We start from the raw sequence: 23,842 nt of genomic DNA, 5'->3' as shown, positions 1-23,842 counted from the left end.
ACGGCGTGCCAGCCTGCGTGGATCATATCGCTTCCAATGCGATGTTCTCGGCGGCACGTTCGAAGTCCGGCGTCCGGTAAAGGTGCTCGGCGATTTCGCCGAGACGTGACGGATGCAGCTTCGGGCCGAGCCCATAGAATTCCTGGAAGCTCATAATCAAGGGGCGCCACTTGTCCGGATCGATGCGATGGGCGTGGCCATCCATCAGGATCGATTCGTCGACGTGGACCCGGGTGATCCGCACTTCGAGGATATCGATGTAGCCGGCAAGCGGACCGTCCTGGTCGTAGTCGTGCACGTGTTCGAGTACGGCTTCCATCTGAATCGGGCACTCATGGACACGTGGCGGCCGCACCGTTTCGGATGCCACCGGGGTCAAGCCGGAGATGCCGAACTTGTCCTTTTCATGGCGGTAGCCGCGGCCGATCTTGTCGTCTGGGACGGGGTAGGTGCCGGTGGTGCGTGCGAGTCGATCCACCGCGGCTACCTGGTCGGGCGAAGGCAGGTTGATGACGACTTCCCGCGTACGCCGAAGGTTCTCCGGTGTCTTCGAGATGCCTTGCAGGCCCATGAAGCAGCGATAGCCGATCCAGAACACCGACGACATCGGGGCGAGGTTAGCGGTTCCGTCTTCGTTGAGCGTGGAGAGAATGGCGACAGGTGTTCCGCAGTACAGGATCGACGGATGGGCGACGACGTGCATGGTCAGGCTCCTTGGTTCGTGGACGCACTTTTTAGCGGTCCGGAGCCCTCGCTTACTATCCGGTTCTTGCCGTCGTTCCGGCAGCAGTCCGTAACGTACGCAACGTGACCGAGTAACGCAGTGCATCCATTGGCGCGATGCTGTGTTGCCACGCGGTGCGGGCGTCACCTTGCAGGAGGTAGATCGAGCGTGGTTCGATCGGGATGCTGAGGCGATCCCAGCCTTGCGCCGTCTTTCGTCGAAGTCGAAGCGCGCATGGCGCAAGGAATGACACGGAGGCGATGTCTTCGTAGTTGGGTCGATCCAGATGCCAGCCGATCCCCGCGCCGGGAGCGTATTCGGTCACCATCAGCTGGGCGAAGGCACTGGCCGGCTTGCCGCTGATGCGCGCCGCCAGCTCCATCAGTGGGTGCAGGTACGCGGGGACGGTCGAATCCGGGCGTGCCTTCTGCCCGGCGAACAGATAGCCGGGGCCGAAGGTGAAGATGCGCCGGTTGGCGGGGAACCCGCGGAATTCGTAGGGCTGCAGCGCCAACTGTTCGAAACGGCGCACGATGTCCCGCTCCTCCGCCTTGCCCAGCACGTCGGGCAGGTAGCGGAACCCTTCGGGCGCCGCCGGCGTGTCGAACAGGTCGGGGGTACCTGGAACGATGATTCGAGAAGCCATGGGGCAAGGTTACGGCTTGGGGACGAAGTCCTTAAGTGGTTTCACATAGGGCCCATTCCAACTCGCATCGAACATCTTTCCGAGCGGACGGGCCAGCGGGCCGTGGATGAACAGCGATGCGTCCACCGCGCTTTCGAAGTAGCTCCAGCTCCAGTTGCCGGTGCCGACGAAGCCTGCGTCCTCGTCCACCACGGCGAATTTCGCATGGTCGACCCGCGCATAGGGGATCGGCCCGGACGCGGCGGGTGGCACGGTCGAATAACGCACCTCGATACCAGGCACGGCAGCGAGGCTCTGCAGGTAAGCGAGGTCCTGGCTACGCAACGCCCAGTCGGCGACGATGATGTGCACGGACACGCCGCGTGCGGCGGCGTCGCGCATGGCGGTATCCAGCACGGGCCAGTAACCCTTCGGCCCGAAATCCTTGAAGGCCGACAGCGTCATCACCTGGATGCGGATGGCGGTGCGCGCCTGGTCCAGTAGTCGGGTCAGCGTCGATGCTTCCGGCGTCAGCCAGGTCGGTTGCATGGCGGCAGGGCTGAATGCCGGGAACACCGTGCTGGGGCCGTCGGGTCCATTGATCACGACAGGCGCCAGTTCGGTCACGGGCTCGAACGAAGGTGCCGGCACGCGCGGCGACGCCATGCGTGCATCGCCAGGCTTGTCGGCGAGCTGCCAGAGGTGGTCGAACTCGGCCTGGAACGTCGCCCCGATGCGCGCATCGGTCAGGCGCACGCCCACTTCGTGGATATGCTGGATGGCACGCCAGTCCCAGTTCTGGCTACCGACGAACACATCGCGGCCGTCGATCTCCATGAACTTCACGTGGAGCACGCCGCCGGTGATGTCCTTCACGGGTAGCTGCCTGATCGTGATGCCCGGGAGGTTGGCCAGGGCATCGAGCGCAGGCTTGCTCTCATGCATGAAGCTGCTGTCGACGAGCAGGTTGACCTTGACGCCCTTGCGCGCGCGTTCGACCAGCGCATCGACGACGGGTGACAGCGCGCCGTTCGGCGGGTTGCTGACGTAGAACGCGGCAATGTCGATGTGGTCGGTCGCGCCGCGCACCATGTCCAGCCAGGTCGGCGCCGTGCGCGCGGTATCCGGCAGCCCGTACTGCGTGCCCTCGGGAACGCTCTCGACCCATGCGAAGCGCTGGGGCGTCGTCGTGGATACGGGCGCGCGTGGTGCGGCGACGCTCACGGTGGCCGCGACGAAGAGGGCGGCGCAAGCGCCGAATGCGGTGGATGCGGAGCGCATGAAGGGGTTCCGGGTGGAATGGTTGTTCGAGAAGAACGTGCCTCAAGGCGTTATAACATAACAATACGGCGCGGCGCGCTACGCGGCATACGCCGACCTGCCGGTCGCCCTGCTGCGCCCCGAACTGGCGTGCATTGGCGATAATCCATCGTCGGCGAATCACGAGGTGCGATTGTTGGATAGCGACGGATGAGCATCGAGGGTGTCATCGAACTCGGCCCGGGGGCGGTGATGTTGCGCGCGTTCGCGCTTTCGCTCGCACGGGATCTGGTCGGGGGCATCGCCATGGTCACCGCCGTGTCTCCGCTACGGCACCTGGTGATGCCCAATGGCAAACCCATGGCGATCGAGATGACCAACTGCGGGCCGGTCGGCTGGATCAACGCGGGTCGCGCCTATCGCTATAGCAGGGTGGATCCGGATACCGGGCATCCATGGCCACCGATGCCGACAGCGTTCCGCGACGTTGCCACCATGGCAGCCGCCGCAGCAGGCTACGACGGCTTCGATCCCGCGGTGTGTATCGTCAATCGCTATGCCGTGGGCGCCGGCCTGCAGATGCACCAGGATCGCGACGATACCGGTGACCGACAGCCAGTAGTGTCTGTCTCGCTGGGCTTGCCCGCGATCTTTCGCTTCGGTGGACAGGGCCGCGACATGCCCGTGCTCGATGTCCCCGTGGTGCACGGTGACGTGGCCGTGTGGGGCGGCCCGTCACGGATGAACCGCCACGGCGTGGCGCCGGTGGTCGCGGGCAATGACCCGCTCACGGGCCCCTATCGCTACAACCTCACCTTCCGCACGGCACGCATCCCGCGCCGCTAGCGATCGCTCAGAGCGACGCCCACAGATGCATGCTGGCCAGGCTGCGCCAGGGGGCGAACGCGGCCATGAGGCGCGCCGTGGCGATCGTGTCGGGCCGCCCGTCCAACTGATAGAGCCGCTCGAGGGCCGTCGCGATCCCCGAGTCCCCGACGGGCGCTGCATCGGCAAAGCCGGTTCGCATCATCACATAGCGCGCCGTCCATGTGCCGATGCCGTTCAGCGCCGTGAGTTTCGCCTCGGCCTGCACGGCCGAGCCTTCGGGTAGCGCTTCGACGGCAAGGTCGCCGTTGACGATCGTGCGCGCCGTCTCGATCAGGTACTTCGTCTTGGCGCGCGAGAAACGCCGGGTGGTCAGGTCCGCTGGATCGAGATTGGCGACCGCGGCAGGTGTCGGGTGCACGATCATGTCGCCGACGCGCTCGCCCACGAGCAGGATCAGTTCGCGGCGCAGGCTGCCCGCGAAGGACAGATTGATCTGCTGGCCAATGATGGCCCAGCTCAGGGCGTCGAACACACGGGGGATGAGCGGGATGCGCAGGCCACGGTGCGGCGCGATGAAGTCGGGATGTGCCGCCTCGAACTCGCGGATTTCGTGGCGCAGCCCGAGGATCTTCAACACGTCGCGATGCAGGCCCGCGTAGCTAGCCCGGCTGAGCGCCTTGCGCGCCGTGATCGACACCCGCGCCACCCGGCGAACGAACTCGATGGTGACGACGACCGGGCCATCGGGCGTATCGAGCGCCTTCCAGACCCGCGACGCATCGCTGCGTTCGGCAAGCCCTTCCGGATCGCGGCCCTGGTACGACAGCACCAGGTCCTTGCGGTAGCGCGCGGGGAGCTGGATCTCGAAAGCGGGCTGCTCGCCGAGGCGCCGGTAGCTGTCCGGCGACATGCCCATCAGCATGGCGAAGGCTTGCTCAAATGCCTTCCCGCCGAGGAATCCGGCGGCATAGCCCGCTTCGGTGGTGCCGACCTTCTCCGTGAGTAGCTGGCGTGCCGCGAATTCGACGCGCTTGCGCAGCAGCCATTCGTCCGCGGTAGCGTGCGCATGGTCGCCCAGGATGACGGCAAGTGCCTCGTCAGGAATCCCGGCGTGTTCGGCGAGCGCGGCGGCCGACCAGATTTTCGCCGGATCCTTGTCGAGCAGTTCGCCCAAAGCCTCGAACACCGCGAGGCCGTCGCCGCGCGCGGCGTGGAAGCGATGCGGCTTGCACGTGCGGCATGGCTTCAGTCCCGCCGCCCTGGCAAGGGCCTCCGAGGCGAAGGTCATGTAGGCCGACTTGCGACCGGTGATGAGCGGGCAGGACGGCAAGTGGTAGTCGTAAGGCTCGGTCGTGCCGAGCAGAAGGGTGCCGTCGAGATTGCCCCGGCGTGCGGCGCGGAGGTCCCAGTCGAGGAAAGGCATCGTGGTCATGCAGGTGCGCCAGGCGTGGTCTTGGGGATCGGGCCTGCCCAGCGACGTTCGCGGACCAACCGTGGGGGACGATCATAATCCCCTAGGAGATCACGGTCTGCGATGCGTTTCCCTCCCCCGGGTGGGTGAGTGGCGCCATCCCCTGCCGCGATTTGCCGTGGCGCACGGCCATTGCCCGGATAACAAAGCGGCCAGCACCCCAAAAGGAAATGCCAGCCGCTCCATCATCACCTGACCCCGCCCGGTTACTTCTTCACGAAGGCCAGCAGGTCCGGATTGATCACGTCCGCATGCGTCGTCAACATGCCATGCGGGTACCCCGGATAGATCTTCAGCTCGGCGCCCTTGATCAGCTTGGCCGACAGCACGCCAGCGTCCTTGTACGGCACGATCTGGTCATCGTCGCCATGCAGCACCAGGGTCGGCACCTCGATCTTCTTGAGGTCTTCGGTGAAGTCGGTTTCCGAGAAAGCCTTGATGCCTTCGTAGTGGTTCACCGCGCCGCCGATCATGCCCTGGCGCCACCAGTTGTCCACTACGCCGTCCAGCGTCTTCACGCCCGGGCGGTTGAAGCCATAAAAAGGAATCGGAACCTCGCGATAGAACTGGGCGCGGTTGTCGGCCAGTGCCTTGCGGAAACCGTCGAACACCGAGATGTCCAGGCCACCCGGATTGGCTGCCGTCTTCAGCATGATCGGCGGCACCGCGCTCACCAGCACTGCCTTCGCGACATTGTGTGCCTTGCCGTACTTGGCGACGTAGCGCGCGACTTCACCGCCACCGGTCGAGTGGCCGATGTGCACGGCGTTCTTCAGGTTGAGGTGTTCGTACAGGGCGGCGGCATCGGCCACGTACGTGTCCATGTCGTTGCCCCTGGAGGTCTGCGTGGAGCGACCGTGGCCACGACGGTCGTGCGCGATCACGCGGTAACCGTGCAGCAGGAAGAACGTCATCTGCGCATCCCAGTCGTCCGACGACAGCGGCCAGCCGTGGTGGAAGACGATGGGCTGGCCGGTACCCCAGTCCTTGTAATAGATCTCGGTGCCGTCGCTTACGGTGATACGGGACATGTTGCCTTCCTTATGGGACGAAGAGGGGTTGTTTCCAGCAGGCGCGGGATCGCGTGCCGGGGCAGGGGCGGCAAACGCATTGCCACCGAGCAGGAGCGAGCCCGCGGCCAGGACACCGGCGTTGACGACGAAGTTGCGCCGACGGGCGTCGTGGGACGGGTCAGCGGGAACGGGGTCTTGGGTGTCGCTCATGGCAGGCTTCCTCGGGATGATCCGAGGCCATTCTTAAGGCTCGTGCCACGCCGTTATAGAACGGAAGCGCCTTAGATTTTGCTGAAACCATGCTCCCGGCGGTCAGGCCGCGGGCTCGGTCGGTGCTTCGTAGCGCAACAGTTCGCTGCCGTCGAAATAGTTGCCGTAGTACTCCTGCTCGCGCAGGCCGGGATGGGCCGCGAAGTCGATGTACGGCGCGCGGCAGTGCGGACAGCGGAAGGGATTGAGGTAACCGAAACGCGAGCCGTCCGGGGCCGCGGGCAGGGCGCGTTCCAGCGCCGCCAGCGCATCGGCTTCCGGCGCGGCCAGCGGCGCGGGGCTGCCCGGCACCATCGTGCCCACGGTCAGCGTGAAGCGTCCCGAAGCCGAGTAGAAGTAGCCAAGGTTGCTGAAGCCTGCGTGGTACGAGCGAATCAGGAAGCTCCGGTGGCAGGCATCGCATTCACACGACAGCAGGATGTAGCCCGGCGTAACGCTGCCGCTGAAATGCATGCCGCGTCCGAACAGACCCTTGCCCGCCATGTCCGCATTGGACATCGGCGCACCCGGCAGGAAGAACGGCTGGAAGCGGATTCCCGTGGCTTCGCCGCGCGTCACGGCTTCACGATCGAACATCGGCGAGTCGCTGACCACGCCATCGGCCTGGCATGCCTTGCTTTCATGCACGCGTATTGACAGATGCATCCATCCGCTGGCCTGGCCCAGGTCGTGTCGGTGGACCGTGCCCTCCTCGTCAATGAAGGACACCGATGAGCCTGGGGCGACCTGTACCGACGGCGTCTTCTCGCAGGGCAGTTCGCCCTCCGTGATCGTGCAGACGTCGGTGTCGTTCACCCGCACGGTAAGCAGGGCAGGCGATTTCTTCTTGAAAAGGTTGAGAAGTGACATCCTGGTCGAGGCACCCTGGGCATCCCACGTCGGGACCCCGGGAGGGTAACAGCCGTGGCAGAATCCGCCCACGCTTTGACGTGGGATGCGGCGATGAACCAGCTCCTCCTTCTCGTGGCCGCCATCGGCGTGGTGCCACTCATCGTCGGCCTGGTGAGGCTCGATCGCGGCGTCACGGCGGCTTCGTCGTTGCCTGGGCTTGCCTCGACGCTGTGGTGTGCGTTCGCCTTCAACCTGACCTTCTTCTGGCAGGAGCTGTGGCTCTTCATTCCCAAGGCGCTGACGCCGGGCCTGTCGCCGGTGCTCTATCACAACAACCACGACTGGTCGGGCGAGGCACGCATCGCCGAACTGCTGCAGGGCACGGGTGCACTCGCGACGCTGGCCAGCGGCATCGCCTGCCTTGCGTGGCTGTCGGTCCATCGCCGCCTTGCGCGGGGATGGCAACTGTTCCTGTTCTGGATGGCGTTCCAGGGGTTGTTCCAGTCGTTGTCCCAATGCGCGATCGGCGCGATCATCCCGGGCAACGATGTCGGGCGTGCACTGGCTTTCCTTGGCGCCGGCGTTCCCCTGAAGGCGCTCGTCCTGGCGGCGGCGATCATCGCCATGCGATGCGCAGGCATCCTGCTGGCGCGCTTCGCGCCGGCGGGCCTGGCGCAGACGGAAGCCTACGGTAGCCGCAGGCTCGCCTACGCCATGCTTGTCTCCGCCGTCGCCTGCGTGATCATCAGCATTCCCTTCCGCGAGCCGCGCGACCTGATCGAGGTCGTGATGATTCCAGCGATCGTGAACCTGGTCGGCGCAGGTTGGTTCGTGCTCGGCATCTCGCCGCGCGCCTCCGCGCCCCTCGAGGCTCGGCCGGGTGGCGCACGCTGGTACTTTCCCGCTGTTTTGCTTGCGTTGACCCTGGCGGTCTTCCAACTCGTGCTTCGTCACGGCATCCGGTTCTGAACCCGTTGCATTCCTCGGTGCCGCATCCATCCGAAGCTAGGTTCCTGCACGTCCCGCGCTCGCGAAGGAACATCAGTGCTGTCTCAGGATGTTCTCAGCGTGTTAAGATGGCCGTCCAAACGATGAGCCAGCCCCCAGGCAAGCCCCAGTCGTAACACCGATTCGGGCGCCTCCACGGGGCGCCCCCGGCTTTCTCTTGCCTTGGGGTTTTCCAGCATGACTCATCGTATGCACGGGCGTCCGCGCCTTTCGCTTCTCTGCCTTGCCCTCGCCGCCGCACTGCCGGCCATGGCCAACGCCCAGTCCGCCAGCAACGCGGAAGACAGCGAAAACAAGCCGAAGAAGGCCACGACGCTGGACGCGGTGAAGGTCCAGGGACAGGCCGTGTCGACCTATACGACCGACCAGTCCACGTCGACGACGCGCCTGCCGCTGACCCTGCAGGACACGCCGCAGTCGATCAGCGTGATCACCGACCAGCGCATCAAGGACCAGGACCTCACCAGCCTGCGTGCCGTGCTCGACAACACCACGGGTGTGTCGTCGACGGCATACGACTCCGAGCGCGTGGTGTTCTGGTCGCGCGGTTTCCAGATCGAGAACATGTCGTACGACGGCGTGCCGATCGCCTCGAGCCTCAACGTGAGCTCGGCCGATTCGTCGCTGGATCCGTCGATCTACGAGCGGATCGAAGTCATCCGCGGCGCCACCGGCCTGCTCAGTGGCGCGGGCAGCCCGTCCGCCAACATCAACTTCGTGCGCAAGCATGCCGACAGCCGCACGGCGGAAGCCGACGTGTCGGTGAGCTACGGCTCGTGGAACACCCAGCGCGAGACGGTCGATGCGCAGGCACCGCTGAATGCCTCGGGTAGCGTGCGTGGACGCTTCGTCGCCGCGCACGAAGACGGCGATTCGTATATCGACCGTTACCACAACCAGAAGAATGTCGCGTACGGCGTGATCGATGCCGACCTCGATGACGACACGACGCTAAGCGTGGGCTACGACTGGCAGAAGACCCGGCCCACGGGCGTCACCTGGGGCTCGTATCCGGTGTTGTACCAGGACGGTGGAATCATCAAGTGGCCGCGTGGCTTCTCCTCCGCCGCTGACTGGACGCACTGGAACAACACCACGCAGACCGCATTCGCCGACCTCAGGCACAGCTTCGACAATGGCTGGCAACTGCACGCAATGGCCAGCCACCGCAAGACGGATGCGGATTCGGCGCTGTTCTACGTCTACGGTGCGCCCGACCGCGAGACGGGCGAAGGCCTGGTCCCTTACGCGTACAAGAGCTTCCAGCGCGGTAGCCAGAACAACCTCGACCTGTATGCGTCGGGACCGTTCCAGGCGTTCGGTCGCGAGCACGAGCTGGTGGTGGGTCTTACCGACTCGCACTACCGCACCGACTACTTCGAGTACCCGCACGGCGAAGACCTGCCCGACATCGGTAACTTCCTGCAGTGGACGGGTAACTACCCCTATCCGGATTTTGCCTCGACGGCCGATCGTGTCTCGATTGCCCGCACCGAGCAGAGCGGTGCGTACGCCGCCGCGCGATTGCAACTGGCCGATCCGTTGAAGCTCGTCGTCGGCGCTCGCTACACGCGCTGGAAGAACGACACCAACGACAGCACCGCCGGCATCTACCACGAGACCGCGAGCAAGACGATTCCGTACGCCGGCCTGATCTACGACATCACTCCGCATTATTCTGCCTTCGCGAGCTACACGCAGATCTTCGATCCGCAAAACAATCGCAAGGAAGATGGCAGCTACCTCGAGCCCGTGCTCGGCACCAGTCGGGAAGTGGGCATCAAGGGTCGCCACTTCGATGGCGCCCTGAACACCTCGCTGGTGTTCTTCGAGACGAAGCAGGACCACGTGGCCGACGCGTTGCCCGGCGTGTACCTCCCCGATGGCATCACCCAGGCCTACCGCTCGGTCGACGGCACCACCTCGCGCGGCTACGAGTTCGAGGCGTCGGGTTCCCTGTCGGCGAACTGGAACGGGACCCTGGGCTGGTCGCACTTCAACGTGAAATCACCGGATGGCGGTGCGCTCCGTCCATCGCTGCCGCGTACGCTGGTGCGCGTCTTCACCACCTACACCCTGCCGGGTGCATGGAGCGGCCTGACCGTCGGCGGTGGCGTGAACTGGCAGGGCCCGTCCAAGGCCGACATCGACAACGGTTACGGCGTGGTCCGCCTGTACCAGTCCTCGCAAACGCTGGTGAACGCGATGGCACGCTACGCGATCAACGACCGCGCATCGGTGCAGTTCAACGGCGACAACCTGCTCAACCGCAAGTACTACGTCCTCGACGACGCGAGCGACCTCTACTACGCACCCGGTGCGACCTGGACGGTGTCGTTCAACTACAGGTTCTTCTGAGGGACGCCCGGCGCCGAAGGCACCTGCCGCAAACGTTTTCTGCAGCGCACCCGCCGATTAAGGCTGGTGCCTGCCGATTCCGCTCATCCTGAGCGGCCGACAACGTACTCTTTTGGGTAAGCGGCGGCGCTACGCTAAAGACTCCTAACCCATGTCCGGAGTTTTCCCATGCGCAGCCTCGTCCGTTCCGCCGTCGCATTCGCCGTCATCGCACTCTCGCTTGGCTTTGGTCCGGCGTTTGCTGCACCGCATGCGGACGGTACGTCACGTCTGTCGAGCGTGCCCGTGGATTGCCGCAACCCGGCGGAGTGCAGCGTCAAGGGCCCGTAAGCCCGCAGGGTCGGTACAGGTCCCGATAGGAAGGCTTACCGGTTTGTCCGGAGGATGACGGCTGGCTGGTCGGTGCGCCGCGCAACGCGGGTGCCGACCAGCAGGGTGGCCGAGATAACCAGTGCCAGCACGACCTGGGTGCGGACCATGGCGCCATCGAGCAAGACCGTGCTCGTCACGGCCAGCGCCACGCTGGCGAACATGCCGCCGATGGCGCTGCCATGCCAGCCATGGCGCCATGCCAGCGCGAGCACCGGCACGAGCATGCCCAGGCGCGATGCCTGGCTAACCCAGGCGACATCGCTGCCCATGGCCAGCCAGGCCAGGGCGGCGCAGGTGGGGATCGCCCAGCCTGCCACGTCGCGGAACAGGCGGCTGCGTGCGACGGCCGTCCAGGTGAAGTGACCCTGGCGTGCGAAGCGTTCCTGCAGGGCAAGGATGCTCGGCGTCAGTGTCAGCGCACCGAGGTAGGCGCCGAGCAGGTAGGCCCAGAAATAGGTGTAGAGCGAGATCTCTGGCCATGTGCCGGGATTGGCATACAGGGCCATCATCAGTTCGAGCGTGGTCGCCACGGCGGTGATCACCGCGCAGCCCAGCGCTGCCTTGAGTAGTACGCGCATGTCCAGGGTGCCGGCGTCGTCACGTATCGGCCAGCCGCGGCGCAGCCAGCGTACGAAGGGCATCCATAGCGCGATCATCGGTATGGCGGCGGCGATGGCCCAGGCCATGCCGAACCGGGGGCCGTCGAGCAGGGCGCTCTCCACGACCGGCAGGGTCTCACCCAGGAGCAGGGCAGGCCAGTAGCGCCGGGGAACGAGCAGGAGGCAGGCGAGGCGCAGGCCCGCAGTGAGCATCCAGTGCGAAAACGATACGTGCCGCGCCAGCTCGTAGCACGCCGCATAAGCCCCCGCGATCGCGAAGAACTTTCCCCAATCCTTCCCATGAGCCGTGCTTCCGTTCACGCCTTCTCCCCAGCCTTTGGTCCGAGTGTTTCCCAAGGGTGCCATGTTACGGCGCGGAAAACCTCGCGTTCCTGCGACGTCGTCGCGGTTTCGCCGATGCCTTGCCGATTACGCGTCGACATTGTGCCGCGCGTCACAAACCCACCCTTAAAAGAACGCCGCCCCGTGGCTGACGGGGCGGCGTCCGGCCGTGCAGCTTACCTTGTCTTGAGGTCGTAGCGATCGAGGTTCATCACCTTGGTCCAGGCGGCGACGAAGTCATGCACGAACTTCTTCTCCGCGTCGTCCTGGGCATACACCTCGGCGAGTGCGCGCAGCACCGAGTTCGAGCCGAACACGAGGTCGACCCGGCTGGCCGTCCAGCGTGCGCTGCCGCCACCACGTGCCACGCCCTCGAACGACTCGCGCGCCGGCGACGTCGGCTTCCACTCCGTGCCCATGTCGAGCAGGTGGCGGAAGAAGTCGTTGGTGAGCTTGCCAGGACGCTCGGTGAGGACACCGGTCTTGCTGCCGTCGAAGTTGGCGCCCAGCACGCGCAGGCCACCGACCAGGGCGGTCATCTCCGGCGCGGTGAGGGTCAACAGTTGTGCCTTGTCGATCAGCAGGTGCTCGGCCGGGACATTGAACCGACCGCGCACGTAGTTGCGGAAGCCGTCGGCCATCGGTTCCATGGCTTCGAACGACTCGACGTCGGTCTGTTCCTGCGTCGCGTCGGTGCGGCCGGCCGCGAACGGCACGCTCACCTCATGGCCGGCATCCTTCGCCGCTTTCTCCACCGCGGCGCTGCCCGCCAGCACGATGAGGTCGGCCAGCGAGATGCCCTTGCCACCCTTGAACTCGCCACGGATGCCTTCGAGGGTGTCGAGCACCTTCTTCAGCTGGGCGGGGTTGTTCGCGCGCCAGTCCTTCTGCGGTGCCAGCCGGATGCGGGCACCGTTGGCTCCGCCGCGCTTGTCGCCGCCACGGAACGTGGATGCGGACGCCCATGCGGTGGAAACCAGCTCGGCTACCGAGAGCCCGGACGCGAGCACTTTCTCCTTCAATGCCTTGATGTCGGTATCGCCGACCGGGCCATGCCCGGCCTCGGGCAGCGGGTCCTGCCAGATCAGCACCTCGGCGGGTACTTCCGGGCCGAGGTAGCGCGCACGCGGGCCCATGTCGCGATGGGTCAGCTTGAACCATGCACGAGCGAAGGCGTCGGCGAACTGGTCGGGGTTTTCGAGGAAACGGCGCGAGATCTTCTCGTAGGCCGGATCCATGCGCAGCGAAAGGTCGGTCGTCAGCATCGCAGGACGCTGCTTCTTGTCCTTGTCGAACGCGTGCGGCACGTCGGCCTCGGCGTCCTTCGCTACCCACTGGTTCGCGCCCGCCGGGCTCTTGGTCAGCTCCCACTCGTGGCCGAACAGGTTCTCGAAGAACAGGTTGCTCCACTTCGTCGGGGTCTGCGTCCAGGTCACTTCCAGGCCGGAAGTGATCGCATCGGCGCCGACGCCGCTGCGCAATTCGTTGTTCCAGCCGAAGCCCTGTTGCTCGAGGTAGCCCGCTTCGGGTTCGGCCTGCACGTTCTTCGCATCGCCCGCGCCATGGGTCTTGCCGAAGCTGTGTCCACCGGCGATAAGGGCGACGGTCTCTTCGTCGTTCATGGCCATGCGCGCGAAGGTCTCGCGGATGTCATGGGCGGCGGCGATCGGGTCCGGGTTGCCCTCGGGGCCTTCCGGGTTCACGTAGATCAGGCCCATCTGCACGGCAGCCAGCGGGTTCTCGAGGATCCGGCCACCTTCCGTGCGGTCTTCTTCCTTGCCATGCAGGTGCGGGTCGGCGACGAGCACGCCGTCGTCCTTCGGGGTGACCTTGCCGTAGCGGTTATCGCCGCCCAGCCATTCGGTCTCGGTACCCCAGTACACGTCCTGGTCGGGTTCCCAGGTGTCTTCGCGGCCACCGGCGAAGCCGAAGGTCTTGAAGCCCATGCTTTCCAGGGCGACATTGCCGGTGAGGATCAGCAGGTCGGCCCAGGAGATGGCGTTGCCGTATTTCTGCTTGATCGGCCAGAGCAGGCGGCGGGCCTTGTCCAGGCTGACGTTGTCGGGCCAGCTGTTGAGCGGGGCGAAGCGTTGCTGGCCGCGGCCACCGCCGCCACGGCCATCGCCGATGCGGTAGGTGCCGGCGCTATGCCAGGCCATGCGGATGAACAGGCCGCCGTAGTGGCCGAAGTCCGCCGGCCACCAGGGCTGCGAATCGGTCATCAGCGCTTCGAGGTCTTTCTTCAGCGCGTTGTAGTCGAGCTTGTTGAAGGCTTCGGCGTAATCGAAGTCCTTTTCCAGCGGATTGGACCGCGACGAGTGCTGGTTGAGCAGGTCGACCCGTAGCCGGTTGGGCCACCAATCCCTGTTGGTCTGGCCACCACCCGCGGCATGGTTGAAAGGACATTTCGATTCGTTCGACATTCGCACTTCTCCTCTGGTTGGCTGGGAGGCGTGGATGAAGATCGACGCCCCTGACTACCGCAACTCAATGGACTATAGGAGGCTACCGGATATTGCAGAAATTGATTGAAACGATGACGGCGAGAGGCAGGGCCTATCGGCCGGGCTCCGGTGGAGCAGGAGCGTAGCGAGTCGAGAGTTAAGAGTTTCGGGTTACAAGCCGAAGGCAAACGAGCGAGGCGAGACGAGATGTATCGACCGCACCGTGCACGAGACCCCTCCTACCCCTACTCTCAACCCGAAACTCGCAACCCTCAACGCTCTATCCTTCCACCGCCAAGCGCCGAGCCATGACCCAGACCCCAGCGACACACAACGACACCCCGACCGGGAGCCTCGCCGTCGTCGGCATGGGCATGACCCTCGGTTCCCACCTGACGCCCCTGTCGCGTAGCCACATCGAGCAGGCCGACGTGGTGTTCGCCGGGCTCTCGGACAACGTGGTGGAGCAGTGGCTGCAGCGGATGAATCCGGACGTCCGCAGCCTGCAATCGCACTACGCGGAAGGAAAATCGCGGATGAAGACCTACCGCGAGTGGGTCGAGGTGATCATGGCCGAGGTGCGCGCCGGCCGCCGGGTATGCGCCGTGTTCTACGGGCATCCGGGCATCTTCGCCTGGTCGCCGCATAAGGTCGTGGAGACGGCGCGGGCCGAGGGCTTCCAGGCCCACATGGAGCCGGGCATCTCGGCCGAGGACTGCCTCTACGCCGACCTGGGCATCGATCCGGGCCAGCACGGCTGCCAGCACTTCGAGGCGAGCCAGATGCTTTTTTACGAGCGGGTGCTCGATACGGCGGGCTACCTCGTGCTGTGGCAGGTGGGGCTGGTCGGCGACCTGACCCTGAAGCGGTTTACCACCGGCCCGGCCTACAAGCAGGTGCTGGTCGACCGACTGGCCCGGGACTACCCCCTCGACCACGAGATCATCATCTATCGCTGCGCCACGCTGCCGATCCAGGCCCCGCGGATCGACCGCGTTGCCCTGCGCGACCTGCCCGGCGTGGCCATGACCGCGGAAGAAACCGTCGTGATCCCCCGGCCCGGGTCGCCCGCCCGGATCCGGTCGTGAGGGCCCAGCTGGACGCCCTCGACCAGATGGCGAAGTCCGTCACGTTGCCGTGACATAATCGGGCCCGGCGCTCACTGGCGGACAGCCGCCAGCGCCCACAGGGGGAAAACCAATGTCCGACGCGATCGACTTGCTGGAAGCCGTGGGCCGCGATGCGTCCCTGCGCCGCCTCCCGCCGAATGAACTCGCACGCAAGCTGACCGAAGCCGGTGCTTCGGACGTCCTTGCCCAGGCCGCCGCCCTGCGCGACCGCGACATCCTGGCCCAGGAACTCACCATCCTCGTGCAGCAGCAGCCGCAGTACTCGCAGGAACCGTTCCGCGAGGAAGAGGAAGACGAAGAAGGCGAGCCGGCCAGGGAAGATGGCAAGGTCGGTCCGGCTGGCTCCAAGCTGCACTGACGGGGACGCCATGGCCTGGCTGCGCCGGCACGCACGTCGTTGGCTCGCCTGGGCCATGGTCGCGTGCGCGTCGGTGCATGCCGAGCCCGGGCGCATCGAAAACCTCGATGCGTTCCTGGACAAGGCCGAAGCGATCCGCGCATCGGATCATGCTCGCTTCGTGCAGATGCTGGCGCAGGTGCACGCCGACGGCGGCAGCCTCACCCCGCCACAACACTGGCGCCTGCGTTGGCTCGATGCATGGCAGGCCCAGTTCGGCGGCGACTACGTCAATGCCGAGGTCGGCCTTCGCGACATCATCAAGCACTCCGGGCACATGGGCCTGGTGGCGAAGGCCAGGGGATTGCTGCTGTCGAACCTGGCGATCAATCGCCGTTACGACGAAGCGTTCTCGCTGGCCAACGTCGCCGTCGACTCGCTGCCCGAAGTGCAGGATCCAGACGCGCGCACGACGCTGCTGTCGAACCTGGCGCAGACGCTCAACCTGGGTGGCCATCCGGAAATCGCCATCCAGTACGCGCGGATGATGGTCGACGAGGCTCCCGCGGGTACTTCCCTGTGCCGGCCATTGAATACCGAAATGGCGATTCGCTACGTCGCCAAAGAGCTGCACTCGAACAGCCCCGAACTCGATCGCGCCATCCAGGCATGCACGGCCGCGAACATGCCGGTGCTGATCAACGCATTGATGTTGAATCGCACCACGCTGCTCATCGAAGAGAAAAAGCCGGCCGAAGCGCTGCGCCTGCTCGATAGCCTGGGCGCCTCGGTGGAGCGCGTGGCCTATTATCCGGCGCTGATTTCGTGGCGATTCCAGCGTGCGCAGGCCCTCGCCGCGCTCGGGCGCGACAACGAAGCCAGGCAACTCGCGCTGCAGGCCCGCGCGATGTTCCAGAAGGGCGATGTCGACCTGCTCCTCAGCGGCGTCTACCAGGTGCTTTACGAAGTCGAAAAGCGCGCGGGCAACACGACGGCGGCGCTCGCGTACTACCAGGAATACGTCAACCAGGATCGTGGCTACCTGAGCGATGTCAGTGCGCGCACGATGGCCTACGAGGCCGTGCAGCAGCGCACGCTGCTGCAGAAGCTCGAGACCGACAAACTCGCCCGGCAGAACTCCGTGTTGCAGCTGGAGAAGGCGCTGAGCGTGAAGGCCGTGGAGACCAGCCGCCTCTACATCGTGCTGCTTGTCGTGATCATCGCCTCGATCGCGTTCTGGCTCTATCGGATCAAGCGCTCGCAGCTGCGCTTCAAGCAGCTGTCGCACCACGATGGCCTCACCGGGATCTTCAACCACCAGCACTTCATGACCGAAGCCGAGCGTGTCCTGCACCTGCTGGAGAAGCGTGGGCAGCATGCCTGCCTCATCCTGCTGGATCTGGATCACTTCAAGGTGGTGAACGACACGCATGGCCACGCGGTCGGCGACGCGGTATTGCGGCGTGCCGTCGCCACGTGCAGGCAGCAGCTGCGCCAGGGCGACATGTTCGGCCGCCTGGGTGGCGAAGAATTCGGTGTCCTGATCGCCAACTGCTCACCCGAGCATGGCCTCGTGGTTGCCAATTGCGTGCGTGCCGCGATCGAGGCCTCGCCGGTCGAAGTCGACGGCCACACGGTGCATTACTCCACCAGCGTGGGCATGGCGAGCACGCGGATCTCGGGCCACGGCGTGCAGCGACTGCGTCGAGACGCCGATGCGGCGCTCTATCGGGCGAAGCGGGGCGGGCGCAACCGGGTCGTTGCCGACCTGCAGGGCGACGGGCTCGTCGGCGCGTGAGGTCGTTCGTTCGCCGTTGGCTTGGCCTGGCCTGCGTGGCGCTTCTGTGCCTCGTCCCCATGTCGTCGATAGCTTGGCCGGCCGAGGGCATGGATACCCTGATCACCCGGGCCGAGGCCGCCTGTCTTGCCGACCACGCGACGTTCCTCGGATTACTGAAGGAAATCCACGCGTCGGAGTCCTTGCTGAGCACGAGCCAGCGCTGGCGCATGCGTTACATGGACGCATGGGAAGCCCAGTTCGAAGGCAAGTACCCCGAAGCTGAGAAGACCTTGCACGACATCATCGAGCACGCCGGTGATCCGGTCCTGGCGGCAAGGGCCACCGGCATGCTGCTCTCCAACTATTCCATTACGCGGCGTTACCAGGATGCGTTCGCGCTGGCCAATCGCGCGGCCGCTGGCCTGCCGCTCCTGCACGACGTCAAGGCGCGCTATTCCCTGTTGTCGAATCTCTCGCAGACGCTGAATTTCGCCGACCATCCGGAGCTTGCCGTGCAGTACGCACGGATGATTACCGAGGTGCCGCCGGGCGAGACGCATTGCCGCCCGCAGGCGCTGGAAATGGCCGCGCTGTACAGCACGAAGACATTGCGCTCCGACAGCCCCGGCCTCCTGCACGCGATCGATGCCTGCAGCGGCCCCGCCGACACCGTGCTGCATAACATGGTGCAGTTGATCCGCAGCACGCTGCTGTTCGAAGAGCAGCAGCCAACCAGGTCCCTGGCCTTGCTGGACCAGATCGCTCCGTCGATCGAGGCGACGGGCTACTTCGCGGCACGCATCTCGCTGGGTGCGGTGCGGGCGCAATGCCAAGAAGCCCTGCACAACGACGGCGAGGCGCGCAGGCAGGCGCTGGCCGTCGTTGCCATGTTCGATGCGGGTGCCATGGATCGGTTCCTGCGCGATGCCTACGAAGTGCTCTACCACGTAGAGAAGCGCGCGGGGCATGCCGATGCCGCGCTGAAGTATTACCAGCTGTTCGAGGCGCAGGATCGTGCCTACCTCGACGACGAGGCCGCGCGTACGCTGGCTTACGAGGCGGTGCAACAGCGCCTGTTGCTACAGGGCCTGCAGGCCGACAAGCTCGGTCGGCAGAAGGCGACCCTTGAGCTCGAGCAGGCCCTGGCCAACAACGCCGTGGAAAGCAGTCGCCTCTACATGGCCCTGCTCGGGGTCATCCTGCTATCGGTCGTCGCCTGGCTCCTGCGCGTGCGCCGTTCGCAGAAGCGCTACCGCCACCTGTCGTATCACGACGGCCTCACCGGTATCTTCAACCACCAGCATTTCATGGAGCGGGCCAGCGCCGTCGTCGATGCGCTGGAACGGCAGAAGCTGCCAGCCAGCGTGCTGTTGCTCGACCTGGACCACTTCAAGCGTCTGAACGACACCTTCGGCCACGCGGTCGGCGACGCGGTCCTGCAACGTGCCGTGGCGGCCATACAGGTGGAGTTGCGCACGGAAGACGTCTTCGGCCGGTTGGGCGGCGAAGAGTTCGGCGTGCTGCTGCCCGGGTGCCTGCCCGAACAGGCCCTGCTGATCGCGCATCGCGTTCGCGCCGCCGTCGATGCCACGCCCCTGGCCATGGATGGCCAACTCGTTCGCTATTCGGCCAGCGTCGGCATGGCTTCGACGCTGGCCAGCGGCCATCGGCTGGAACGGCTGCTGGCCGATGCCGATGTTGCGCTCTATCGCGCCAAGCGCGCGGGCCGCAACCGGGTGATGGCCTGACCGGGCAAGGCTCAGTGCGCGTGCACGTCGCCGGTGTCGGACGGGTGCAGGAACACCAGCAGGTCGTCGAAGCCCATCGGCCGGGCGATCTGGTAGCCCTGGACGAAGTCGCATCCTGCACCGGTCAACCAGCCGAATTGCGCGGCGGTCTCCACGCCTTCGGCCACCACGACCATGCCCAGCGTGTGCGCCAGCGTGATGATCGCGCGACATATCGATGCGGAACGCTCGTTGGTGCAGACGTCGCTGACGAACACGCGATCGATCTTCAACGCATCGATCGGCAGGTCGCGCAGGTAGGACATGCTCGAGAAGCCCGTGCCGAAGTCGTCGAGCGATACGTGCGTGCCAAGCGCGCTCAGTCGATGCATCGCGGCCATGGCGGAGCGGCGATTGGCCATCAGGCTGCTCTCGGTCAGCTCGATGGCGAGCGCACCCGGTGGCAGGCCGAAACGGCGGATCGCGTTGCCCAACTCGGCCGCCACGTCGGTGCGATGGAACTGCACGGCCGACACGTTGACCGCGATCGGCAGGCTCTCGTGGCCCGCGCGAGCGAGCGCGACGTGGGTGCGCGCGGCCTCTTCGAACACCCATTGGCCGATGTCCACGATCAGGCCGGTCTCTTCGGTCAGCGGGATGAAGTCCTCGGGAGCAACGAATGCGTCGGCGGCGATCGGCCAGCGCAGCAGCGCCTCGAGTTTCTCGACCTTGCCCGTCTTCGTGTCGACGATCGGCTGGAAATGCAGCATGAATTCGTTCTGTTCGATCGCCTGGCGGATGCGCGAGGCCATCCGCAGACGCTCGATGGAACGCTCGGCCATGGACGCGTTGAACGGGCGCAGCTGGCTGGTGCTTTCACCGTGGAAGTGCGCGGCCATCGAGGCGCTGGCGATGATCTGTTCGGCACTCCCGCCGTCGGCCGGATGCGTTGCGACGCCGATTTCCGCGTCGAGCGCATGCCAGGTGCCATCGAGCAGGACCGGCTCACCCACCGCCGCCGTGAGCGCGGCGACGGCCTCGTCGCGTTTTTCGGGATGCATGATCGCGAGCAGGAAGCGCTCGCTGGGGCGATGCGCGGCCATGCCGAAGTCGGTGCCCAGCTTCTCGAAGCGGCGACCGATCTGCTGGAGTACCGTGCGACCCGCTTCCAGGCCGTAGGTATCGGCGATCAGGTCCAGTCCGCGCAGGTGCACGTAGATCACTTCGTACCAGCGCCGGGTACCGAAGCGGCGGTCGAGGAAGTCACTCAGTGCCTCGGTGTTGGCCAGGCCGGTGAGCATGTCGTGCGTCGCACGCCAGGCCAGGTCGCGCTCGACCCGGCTGCGTTCGGTCACGTCTTCGGCCAGCACCAGTCGCGCATGGTGGCCCATGAATTCCAGCGTGGTGGTGTGGATGCGCACGTCGATGAGGCTGCCGTCGCGGCGGCGATGGATCCAGGTGCGGCCCATCATCATCGCGGTGTCGTGCGTCGCCAATGCCGCCTGCAAAGGGGCGACCTCGGATTCGGGGCGGATGTCGATGACGGCCATGCGCAGGAACTCCGCGCGCGAGTAGCCGTAGTTGCGCACCGCCGCCGCGTTCACTTCCAGGAACTCCAGGCTCTCGGTGTCGAACACCCAGGAGGGCAGGGGTGTGCGCTCGAACATCAGGCGGAATCGTTGTTCGGCCTCGGCCAGTTGGCGATGCGTCTCGATGCGGTCGGTGGCATCGACCACGGTGCCGGTCATGGCCTTCTCGCCGTTGCTTTCGACGATGGCGCCGGTGGTGGAGATCCAGCGCTCCTTGCCGTCGGGATGCCGCCAGCGGAAATCGAGGTTGAGCGTTTCGCCGTTGCGCCATGCGCGGACGAAGGCCTCGCGGGCGCGGTCGACGTCTTCGCGGTGGATGTGCCGGTAGAACGTGGTGTCGTCGACGCCATCGCCGCGAGCCGAGAGGCCGAGCATGGCTTCGACCTGCGCGTCCCAGACCAGCCGGTTGCGTCGCGCGTAAGCGCGCCAGGTGCCGGTGTGCCCGAGTTGCTGGGCCTGGCGCCAGCGCTCCGTGGCGTCGGTGAGGTCGGCGACGTGGCGTCGCTCCGCGGCCTCGGCGCGGACCACCCGGCGGTAGAGGAAGCCAAACCCCGCCCAATACAGCACGAGCACGGTGACGCAGATGCCGAACAGGTTGTACCAGGGCCCCATGTAGTCGCGGGTCGCGATGCCCACGCCGACGCCAAAGGGGAACTCGTCCCATGAGGCCGAGGCGACCAGCCGGAGCACGCCGTCTAGCTTGCTCATGCCGACGTCCGAATCGGGCGCCGCCGGGGCGAACAGGATCGCCAGCGGCTTGCCGACCACGCCTTCGGCGCCGCCGGTGCGAGCGACGATCACGCCGTAGCGGTCGGTGATCGCGGTGACACCGTGGCGGCCCGCGTCCACATGGTCCACGACGTCCTGGAATTCGGACTGGCGAAGCCGGGCGAAGACCCACCCGCCTGAGGGGACCGGCACGGCCAGCGGCGTGGCCCAGCGGCCGTCGCTTCCCCGCGCGATCGGGCCGATGGCCATGGGGGTCTGGTCGCTGGCGTGGGTGGTCGCCCACGCGGCGATATGCGGGTCGGGCGTGCCGGCGGTCAGGGCGTGACCCTGGGCATCGACCAGCATCAGGTCGGTGAGCTCGCCCTGGCGCGCGCTGACGCCGGCGATGTTCTGCGCGATCATCGCCGCGGCTTGATCGGGCGCACTGCGATCGATGTCCGCCACATCCCTTGCGACGCCCTGCAGCGCGCGCTGCAGGTTGCGCAGGCGGGCAGTGAGCAGGCGCTGTGCGCCGCTGGCCAGGGCGTGGCCCTGGCTGCGCGATGCCGCCGTCCGGCGGGTGTGGTCATGTACCAGCGCCGCGGCCAGCACCAGCCCCAGGGCGATACCCACGATGATGCCAGCCGTGCGGATCAGGCGAACGGACTGGCGTGAAGCGACCTCTGCCATGACACCCCTGCTCGACCCACGTCGAGCGGGCCATCCCGGCGGATACCTCATGCTCCGCGTGCGCCACGTTTACCACACCAGCCATCGTTTCGCGTGGAAAAGGCGCACCAGGCCCATGCCCTGCACGGCGATGGCGCTATGCTTGGTCGCCTGGCCTATCTATTCCCCAAGGAGCGACCGTGGTCGATCGTACTGACATCGAATGCTGGCTCACCGACATGGACGGCGTGCTCGTCCACGAGAACAAGGCATTGCCGGGCGCTCCCGAGCTGATCCGCCAGTGGCGCGATCAGGGCAAGCCGTTCCTCGTGCTGACGAACAACTCGATCTTCACCCCGCGCGACCTTAGCGCCCGCCTGCGCACCTCGGGCCTCGAGGTGCCGGAAGAGCAGCTCTGGACCTCCGCGCTGGCGACCGCGTCCTTCCTGAAGGACCAGTCCCCTGGTGGGTCGGCCTTCGTCATGGGCGAGGCGGGCCTGACCACGGCCATGCACGAGGCGGGCTTCATCATGACCGACACCGCGCCCGACTACGTGGTGCTGGGCGAAACCCGTACGTATTCTTTTGCGGCCATCACCAAGGCCATCCGCCTGATCGGCAACGGCGCGCGCTTCATCTGCACCAACCCCGACGCCACCAGCCCCAGCGCGGAAGGCCCGCTGCCGGCCACCGGCGCCGTGGCGGCCCTGATCAGCAAGTGCACGGGACGCGAGCCCTACGTGGTGGGCAAGCCCAACCCGATGATGTTCCGCTCGGCGATGAACAAGCTGGGCGCGCACTCGCACAACACGGCGATGATCGGCGACCGCATGGATACCGACGTCGTCGCGGGCATCGAAGCCGGCCTGCATACGGTGCTGGTGCTGAGCGGCATCGCCACGCGGGAAGAGGTCGAACGCTACCCGTTCCGCCCCGCCGAGATCCTGGGTTCGGTGGCCGAATTGCTGGATCCCTGATGCACGCACTGCGTAGGGATGCGCTACCCGCACTCACTGTCACCGCCGCGCTGTTCGTTGCCCTTTGCGTTCGCGGGCTGGCCGATGACATCGGGGTGCATATCCCGGGGCTTCCGCTACCCGCGTTCGGCGGGTCCAGCATGGATAACCTGCTGGCCATCGGGGTCGCCTTGCTGGCGTTCCTGCTGGTTCGCAAGCGTGGTTCGGGGACGGCGCTGCGCCTGCTCGGCGTGGCTTCGCCCGGGTGGAAGGCGCCGCTGGCCGTGGCGGCATGCACGCTGCCGTTCTGGCTGTGCAGTGCGCTGACCGGCAGCGTGGCGAAAGACATCGATGTGCAGGCGCTGCTCTTCACCGCGCTGCTGTTTCCCTTCGCCGAAGAGTTCGTCTATCGCGGATTCGGCTTCGTCTTCCCGAGGCTCGGCCTCGGCTGGCCCGCCTGGATCGCATGCCTGGTCCAGGCCATCGCCTTCGGCTGGATCCACTGGCTGTCGATGCACGAGCAGGGTAGCGACCAGGCCGTCATGGTCTTCGGCATGACGTTCCTCGGCGCCGTCGTCTTCGCTGTGTTGGACGCATTTAACCGCTACACGATCTGGTGCGGACTGGTGTTCCACGTCTCGCTCAATCTCGCGTGGGGCGTCTTCGAGGAAGCCGACGGCTGGAGCCTTGCCAGCAATATCTTGCGACTGGTGTGCGCCGCACTGGCGATCGGCGCGGTCTGGTTCTTGAACCGCAGCGACGTGTCGAGCCGCGCACCATCCAGGCGTTGACGTCGGCACG

At 65.9% G+C, this 23,842-nt stretch carries 19 protein-coding genes; 10 read left to right on the top strand and 9 right to left on the bottom strand.

Annotated elements, in window-relative coordinates; all coding sequences use genetic code 11:
• Positions 1 to 22: 22 nt before the first annotated feature.
• Genes KPL74_14610 through KPL74_14600 form a run of 3 tightly spaced genes read right to left on the bottom strand, consistent with a single transcriptional unit; the run spans position 23 to position 2,630 of the window.
• A complete protein-coding gene (locus KPL74_14610; GenBank protein QWT18973.1) occupies positions 23 to 703 on the bottom strand; it encodes a flavin reductase family protein in 681 nt (226 codons plus the stop codon).
• A gap of 55 nt (positions 704 to 758) precedes the next feature.
• A complete protein-coding gene (locus KPL74_14605; protein ID QWT18972.1) occupies positions 759 to 1,370 on the bottom strand; it encodes an alpha-ketoglutarate-dependent dioxygenase AlkB in 612 nt (203 codons plus the stop codon).
• A gap of 9 nt (positions 1,371 to 1,379) precedes the next feature.
• Positions 1,380 to 2,630, bottom strand: coding sequence for a hypothetical protein (locus KPL74_14600; protein QWT18971.1), 1,251 nt, complete (start codon positions 2,628 to 2,630; stop codon positions 1,380 to 1,382).
• Between the two features lie 189 nt (positions 2,631 to 2,819).
• Here KPL74_14600 and KPL74_14595 point away from each other — a divergent pair, with 189 nt between their 5' ends.
• Positions 2,820 to 3,455: an alpha-ketoglutarate-dependent dioxygenase AlkB gene (locus KPL74_14595; GenBank protein QWT18970.1), complete on the top strand. Its 636-nt coding sequence runs from the start codon at positions 2,820 to 2,822 to the stop codon at positions 3,453 to 3,455.
• Positions 3,456 to 3,462: 7 nt separating this feature from the next.
• Here the strand turns inward: KPL74_14595 and KPL74_14590 are convergent, their stop codons facing one another.
• The 3 genes from KPL74_14590 to KPL74_14580 all read right to left on the bottom strand — a co-directional run bounded on the left by KPL74_14590 (position 3,463) and on the right by KPL74_14580 (position 7,040).
• The gene (locus KPL74_14590; GenBank protein QWT18969.1) at positions 3,463 to 4,869 is read right to left on the bottom strand and encodes a helix-turn-helix domain-containing protein; all 1,407 of its coding nucleotides are present in this window, start codon (positions 4,867 to 4,869) and stop codon (positions 3,463 to 3,465) included.
• A 245-nt stretch (positions 4,870 to 5,114) separates the two neighbouring features.
• Entirely contained in the window at positions 5,115 to 6,131 is a 1,017-nt protein-coding gene (locus KPL74_14585; GenBank protein QWT18968.1) for an alpha/beta hydrolase, read from the bottom strand.
• Positions 6,132 to 6,233: 102 nt separating this feature from the next.
• Positions 6,234 to 7,040: a hypothetical protein gene (locus KPL74_14580; GenBank protein ID QWT18967.1), complete on the bottom strand. Its 807-nt coding sequence runs from the start codon at positions 7,038 to 7,040 to the stop codon at positions 6,234 to 6,236.
• 93 nt (positions 7,041 to 7,133) lie between these two features.
• Between KPL74_14580 and KPL74_14575 the strand changes: the two genes are divergently transcribed.
• The 3 genes from KPL74_14575 to KPL74_14565 all read left to right on the top strand — a co-directional run bounded on the left by KPL74_14575 (position 7,134) and on the right by KPL74_14565 (position 10,718).
• Positions 7,134 to 7,991, top strand: coding sequence for a hypothetical protein (locus KPL74_14575; GenBank protein ID QWT18966.1), 858 nt, complete (start codon positions 7,134 to 7,136; stop codon positions 7,989 to 7,991).
• Between the two features lie 216 nt (positions 7,992 to 8,207).
• Positions 8,208 to 10,388: a TonB-dependent siderophore receptor gene (locus KPL74_14570; protein QWT18965.1), complete on the top strand. Its 2,181-nt coding sequence runs from the start codon at positions 8,208 to 8,210 to the stop codon at positions 10,386 to 10,388.
• A gap of 168 nt (positions 10,389 to 10,556) precedes the next feature.
• On the top strand, positions 10,557 to 10,718 hold the full coding sequence (locus tag KPL74_14565; GenBank protein ID QWT18964.1) for a hypothetical protein: 162 nt from the start codon (positions 10,557 to 10,559) through the stop codon (positions 10,716 to 10,718).
• A gap of 35 nt (positions 10,719 to 10,753) precedes the next feature.
• Here the strand turns inward: KPL74_14565 and KPL74_14560 are convergent, their stop codons facing one another.
• Both KPL74_14560 and katG read right to left on the bottom strand, forming a co-directional pair.
• The gene (locus KPL74_14560) at positions 10,754 to 11,680 is read right to left on the bottom strand and encodes an MASE1 domain-containing protein (protein QWT18963.1); all 927 of its coding nucleotides are present in this window, start codon (positions 11,678 to 11,680) and stop codon (positions 10,754 to 10,756) included.
• A gap of 197 nt (positions 11,681 to 11,877) precedes the next feature.
• The gene (katG, locus tag KPL74_14555) at positions 11,878 to 14,124 is read right to left on the bottom strand and encodes a catalase/peroxidase HPI (protein QWT18962.1); all 2,247 of its coding nucleotides are present in this window, start codon (positions 14,122 to 14,124) and stop codon (positions 11,878 to 11,880) included.
• 329 nt (positions 14,125 to 14,453) lie between these two features.
• On the opposite strand from katG, the gene KPL74_14550 reads away from it, so the two are divergent.
• The 4 genes from KPL74_14550 to KPL74_14535 all read left to right on the top strand — a co-directional run bounded on the left by KPL74_14550 (position 14,454) and on the right by KPL74_14535 (position 19,140).
• Positions 14,454 to 15,233 (top strand): hypothetical protein, encoded by a 780-nt coding sequence (locus KPL74_14550; GenBank protein ID QWT18961.1) that lies wholly within the window; start codon positions 14,454 to 14,456, stop codon positions 15,231 to 15,233.
• 112 nt (positions 15,234 to 15,345) lie between these two features.
• Positions 15,346 to 15,633 carry a hypothetical protein gene (locus KPL74_14545; protein QWT18960.1) on the top strand — a complete coding sequence of 96 codons (288 nt, stop codon included), beginning with the start codon at positions 15,346 to 15,348 and terminating at the stop codon, positions 15,631 to 15,633.
• A 10-nt stretch (positions 15,634 to 15,643) separates the two neighbouring features.
• Complete coding sequence (locus KPL74_14540; protein ID QWT18959.1) at positions 15,644 to 17,410, top strand: GGDEF domain-containing protein; 1,767 nt, start codon at positions 15,644 to 15,646, stop codon at positions 17,408 to 17,410.
• Between the two features lie 89 nt (positions 17,411 to 17,499).
• Entirely contained in the window at positions 17,500 to 19,140 is a 1,641-nt protein-coding gene (locus KPL74_14535) for a GGDEF domain-containing protein (GenBank protein ID QWT18958.1), read from the top strand.
• 11 nt (positions 19,141 to 19,151) lie between these two features.
• On the opposite strand, the gene KPL74_14530 is transcribed toward KPL74_14535, so the two are convergent.
• Positions 19,152 to 22,106, bottom strand: a complete 2,955-nt coding sequence (locus KPL74_14530; GenBank protein ID QWT18957.1) for an EAL domain-containing protein — start codon at positions 22,104 to 22,106, stop codon at positions 19,152 to 19,154.
• A 218-nt stretch (positions 22,107 to 22,324) separates the two neighbouring features.
• Between KPL74_14530 and KPL74_14525 the strand changes: the two genes are divergently transcribed.
• A complete protein-coding gene (locus KPL74_14525; protein ID QWT22619.1) occupies positions 22,325 to 23,062 on the top strand; it encodes an HAD-IIA family hydrolase in 738 nt (245 codons plus the stop codon).
• The gene (locus tag KPL74_14520) at positions 23,062 to 23,832 is read left to right on the top strand and encodes a CPBP family intramembrane metalloprotease (GenBank protein QWT18956.1); all 771 of its coding nucleotides are present in this window, start codon (positions 23,062 to 23,064) and stop codon (positions 23,830 to 23,832) included. The genes KPL74_14525 and KPL74_14520 overlap by 1 nt, the downstream gene beginning before the upstream one ends.
• Positions 23,833 to 23,842 lie beyond the last annotated feature (10 nt).

This window comes from Bacillus sp. NP157 (assembly GCA_018889975.1).
Classification (GTDB): domain Bacteria; phylum Pseudomonadota; class Gammaproteobacteria; order Xanthomonadales; family Rhodanobacteraceae; genus Luteibacter.
The sequence above is the reverse complement of the archived record's forward strand: the minus strand, read 5'-3'. Positions and strand labels throughout refer to the sequence as shown.

Coding starts and splice junctions, on each gene's coding strand:
- KPL74_14525 (QWT22619.1), top strand. CDS start 22,325: ATGGACGGCGTGCTCGTCCACGAGAACAAGGCATTGCCGGGCGCTCCC.
- KPL74_14580 (QWT18967.1), bottom strand. CDS start 7,040: ATGTCACTTCTCAACCTTTTCAAGAAGAAATCGCCTGCCCTGCTTACC.
- KPL74_14605 (QWT18972.1), bottom strand. CDS start 1,370: ATGGCTTCTCGAATCATCGTTCCAGGTACCCCCGACCTGTTCGACACG.
- KPL74_14570 (QWT18965.1), top strand. CDS start 8,208: ATGACTCATCGTATGCACGGGCGTCCGCGCCTTTCGCTTCTCTGCCTT.
- KPL74_14590 (QWT18969.1), bottom strand. CDS start 4,869: ATGACCACGATGCCTTTCCTCGACTGGGACCTCCGCGCCGCACGCCGG.
- KPL74_14545 (QWT18960.1), top strand. CDS start 15,346: ATGTCCGACGCGATCGACTTGCTGGAAGCCGTGGGCCGCGATGCGTCC.
- KPL74_14575 (QWT18966.1), top strand. CDS start 7,134: ATGAACCAGCTCCTCCTTCTCGTGGCCGCCATCGGCGTGGTGCCACTC.
- KPL74_14540 (QWT18959.1), top strand. CDS start 15,644: ATGGCCTGGCTGCGCCGGCACGCACGTCGTTGGCTCGCCTGGGCCATG.
- KPL74_14520 (QWT18956.1), top strand. CDS start 23,062: ATGCACGCACTGCGTAGGGATGCGCTACCCGCACTCACTGTCACCGCC.
- KPL74_14530 (QWT18957.1), bottom strand. CDS start 22,106: ATGGCAGAGGTCGCTTCACGCCAGTCCGTTCGCCTGATCCGCACGGCT.
- katG (QWT18962.1), bottom strand. CDS start 14,124: ATGTCGAACGAATCGAAATGTCCTTTCAACCATGCCGCGGGTGGTGGC.
- KPL74_14550 (QWT18961.1), top strand. CDS start 14,454: ATGACCCAGACCCCAGCGACACACAACGACACCCCGACCGGGAGCCTC.
- KPL74_14600 (QWT18971.1), bottom strand. CDS start 2,630: ATGCGCTCCGCATCCACCGCATTCGGCGCTTGCGCCGCCCTCTTCGTC.
- KPL74_14535 (QWT18958.1), top strand. CDS start 17,500: ATGGATACCCTGATCACCCGGGCCGAGGCCGCCTGTCTTGCCGACCAC.
- KPL74_14585 (QWT18968.1), bottom strand. CDS start 6,131: ATGAGCGACACCCAAGACCCCGTTCCCGCTGACCCGTCCCACGACGCC.
- KPL74_14610 (QWT18973.1), bottom strand. CDS start 703: ATGCACGTCGTCGCCCATCCGTCGATCCTGTACTGCGGAACACCTGTC.
- KPL74_14595 (QWT18970.1), top strand. CDS start 2,820: ATGAGCATCGAGGGTGTCATCGAACTCGGCCCGGGGGCGGTGATGTTG.
- KPL74_14565 (QWT18964.1), top strand. CDS start 10,557: ATGCGCAGCCTCGTCCGTTCCGCCGTCGCATTCGCCGTCATCGCACTC.